3 protein-coding genes are annotated in these 2,590 nt (G+C 74.4%); 2 read left to right on the top strand and 1 reads right to left on the bottom strand.

The window, feature by feature from the left end; translation table 11 throughout:
• The coding region (locus H5J30_RS26715) for an NAD(P)-binding domain-containing protein (protein ID WP_181789888.1) at positions 1 to 684 on the bottom strand (684 nt) is incomplete at its 3' end.
• Positions 685 to 739: 55 nt separating this feature from the next.
• Between H5J30_RS26715 and H5J30_RS26710 the strand changes: the two genes are divergently transcribed.
• Together H5J30_RS26710 and H5J30_RS26705 are read left to right on the top strand one after the other, a co-directional pair.
• Positions 740 to 1,162, top strand: coding sequence for a secondary thiamine-phosphate synthase enzyme YjbQ (locus H5J30_RS26710; protein ID WP_181789887.1), 423 nt, complete (start codon positions 740 to 742; stop codon positions 1,160 to 1,162).
• Between the two features lie 152 nt (positions 1,163 to 1,314).
• Positions 1,315 to 2,400, top strand: coding sequence for an endonuclease/exonuclease/phosphatase family protein (locus H5J30_RS26705; protein WP_258563552.1), 1,086 nt, complete (start codon positions 1,315 to 1,317; stop codon positions 2,398 to 2,400).
• Positions 2,401 to 2,590: the final 190 nt, after the last annotated feature.

Genomic DNA, 2,590 nt, shown 5'->3' with positions numbered 1-2,590 from the left:
TACCCGCTCCTCGACCCTGGCCACGACGGCGCGGCCCCAGTCCTCATCGAACGGGCCGTCCCGCCACACCGGCGGCCTGCGCGTCACCCAGGCGGTCTCCGCCGCCGTCCCCGCCAGCTCCAGCAGGTGCTGCGTGCCCGAGGCGCCGCCGCCGACGACCACGACCCGCTGCCCGGCGAACTCCTGCGGGCCGCGGTACTGCGCCGTGTGGAGCTGCCTGCCGCCGAACGTCTCCTGGCCCGGGTAGCGCGGCCAGAACGGCCGGTCCCAGGTGCCGGTGGCGTTGACCAGGGCGCGCGCCGACCACGTGCCCGCGTCCGTGACCACCAGCAGCCGCCCGGCCTCGCCCCCGGAGCCCTCGCGCACCTCCGCCACGTTCACCGGCCGGCGCACAGGCAGCGCGAAGGCGCGCTCGTACGCGCCGAAGTACTCCCCGACGACGTCCGCGGCCGGGCGCCCCGTGTCCGCGTCGTCGGCGGCCAGCGGCATGCCAGGCAGGTCGTGCACGCGGTGCGCCTTGCCGTACGTCAGCGTCGGCCACCGGAACTGCCAGGCGCCGCCGGGGCCGGGGGAGTGGTCCAGGACCACGAAGTCCAGGCCCGCGCGGCGCAGGAAGTACGCCGCCGACAGCCCGGCCTGGCCGGAACCGATCACCACCACCTGCGTCCGTACGATGCCGCTCATGTGTGCGCCAACGCCTGTGGCGGCACGGATCTTCCCCATGCGCGATGCTGGCCCCATGACCGACGTCTTCACGACCCACGCGCTCCGGATCGCCACCGGGTCCGGCGAGACCGTGCACGACCTCACCGCAGACTGCGACGCCTTCCTGCGCGAGGCCGCGGACGGCCGCGACGGGCTCCTCAACGTCTTCGTCCCGCACGCCACCGCGGGCATCGCGATCATCGAGACGGGCGCCGGCAGCGACGACGACCTCCTGGCCGCGCTGCACGACCTGCTGCCCGCCGACGACCGCTGGAGCCACCGGCACGGCAGCCCCGGCCACGGCCGCGACCACGTGCTGCCCGCGCTGGTGCCGCCGCACGCCACGCTGCCGGTGATCGGTGGCCGGCTGGAGCTGGGCACCTGGCAGTCGGTGGTGCTGGTCGACACCAACCGCGACAACCCGCAGCGCAGCGTGCGGCTGTCGTTCCTCGGCTGAGCAGGGGGGCCTGCCCGCCGGGGCGGGGCGCGGAGGTCGTCTGGTGCCGATCCACTCCGGATGACACCATTCCCAGCGATCACCTGCGCAACATCGCCCCCATCCGCCGCGTGGCGCAAGGCTGTTCGCGGCCGGGAAGGAAGGACGCTCCCATGCTGCGACGCCGGGCTTACGCCGTCTTGCCGGCACTGCTGCTCACCGCGGCCGCCGCCGCGCCGGCCGCCGCCGGGACGGCGCCGGAACAGCCGGCGGCCGCGGCCGGCTCCGACGCACCGGTCAGGTTCCTGACGTACAACATCTGCGGCAACAGCCCCAGCACCGAGGACTGCTCGGCGACCCGCGAGGTGGAGAAGAGGCGCGACGCGGTGGTCGGGCTTGCCCGCGGAGGGAAGGCCGACTTCGTCTTCCTCCAGGAGGTCTGCTCGCAGCAGTTCGAGACGATAGGCCGGGCCCTGGAGGGCGACGGCTACGGCGGGCACTTCGTCGAGACCTTCCGGCGGCCGGGCGTGTGCGACGTGAAGGGCGCGGACGGCACGGTCACCCAGGGCGTGTACGGCATCGCCGTCTACGCCAAGGGGCCCCTCACCCCCGGCGAGTCGGTCACGATCGACCCCGACGACGACTACACCCGCGCGTACTCGGGACCGGAAGCCTGGCACGCCGCGTGCGTCGAGGCGGAGATCCGCGGCCGGAAGACCCGCGGCTGCTCCGTCCACCTCTACCCGCAGTACGACGGCAAGCCGCCGGACATCAACGCCAGGCAGGCCGCGAACCTCGCCGCCCACCCGTGGCTCGACGCCGGCACCCCGGTCGTCCTGGGCGGCGACTTCAACCCGCTGCACCGCACGGACACGATCCCCGACCGGAGCACCAGCCCGCGCTCCACCGACCTCGACCCGTTCTACCGGCCCGAACTCGGCGGCCACGGACGGCTCATGGAGGTGGACGAGACCGACCCCGCCCGCTTCGACGCCACCTGCAAGGCCACCGCGCCGAGGCCACGCGCCTGCCGGTCGGGAGAGCCCACGCACGTCCGCCCCTCGGCGGAGGTGAAGGAGGCGAAGCTCGACTACCTCTTCGTCGACCGGGACCACTTCGGGAACGTCAGGGGCGACGCGCTGCCGCGCGACAGCGAGATCTCGGACCACTACCCGCTCGTCGGCTCCGCCACCGTCGCGCACGGCGACGACGAGCAGCGGCAGCCGGACGAGCAGCGGCAGCCGGACGGGCAGCGGTAGCTGGCCGCGCGGCCGGGGGCCACTCGGGGACATCCCTGAGGAATACCTCCGGCCCCGCGCGGCATACTGATTCGTAAGCAACCCGGTCGAACCCGCCGGGTCGCCGCGGCGGTTCCCCGTTGACTGCCCCGCGTCGGCCCGGCCGGCTCCCTCCGCTACCCGGGACCGAGTCGGGCGTGGCAGCCCCCGC

Origin of the sequence: Streptomyces phytophilus, from assembly GCF_013870535.1 — a bacterium.
In the GTDB taxonomy this organism is placed as follows: Bacteria; Actinomycetota; Actinomycetes; order Streptomycetales; family Streptomycetaceae; genus Streptomyces; species Streptomyces phytophilus.
Note: the sequence above shows the minus strand (reverse complement) of the source record. Positions and strands in the feature narration are given on the sequence as shown.

Coding starts and splice junctions, on each gene's coding strand:
- H5J30_RS26710 (WP_181789887.1), top strand. CDS start 740: ATGACCGACGTCTTCACGACCCACGCGCTCCGGATCGCCACCGGGTCC.
- H5J30_RS26705 (WP_258563552.1), top strand. CDS start 1,315: ATGCTGCGACGCCGGGCTTACGCCGTCTTGCCGGCACTGCTGCTCACC.